Here is a 365-nt window from a genome sequence, read left to right on the forward strand (position 1 = left end):
TCTCAGTGCCAAGGCATTCACCTTATGCCCTTGGTCGCTTGACCAGAAATATATTTCTCTTTAATTGTCAGGTTTCTTGGTGGAGATGAGGAGATTCGAACTCCTGACCCCCTGCTTGCAAGGCAGGTGCTCTCCCAACTGAGCTACACCCCCAAAATGTTTTTTGCGATAGTATAATTTTTTGGGGGTCTTGCGTGCCCCTTTTTCTTTTATACTATCATTTTGGTATTCTCTTTTAGTTAGCCTTACAGCTTTTGGTTTAAAATTAAAAAAATTGAACCAAAAAACAGTGATAAAACTAAGAATTTTAATTGAACTGTCGTTCTTCGTACTCCTTAGAAAGGAGGTGATCCAGCCGCACCTTC

Annotated in this window: 1 tRNA gene; it reads right to left on the reverse strand. The window is 40.3% G+C overall.

Going from position 1 to position 365, the window contains the following annotated elements:
• Positions 1–77 precede the first annotated feature (77 nt).
• Positions 78–153, reverse strand: a tRNA-Ala gene (locus VJI93_RS08560).
• Positions 154–365 lie beyond the last annotated feature (212 nt).

It is taken from the genome of Parvimonas sp. M20 (genome assembly GCF_035282425.1).
Lineage (GTDB): Bacteria > Bacillota > Clostridia > Tissierellales > Peptoniphilaceae > Parvimonas.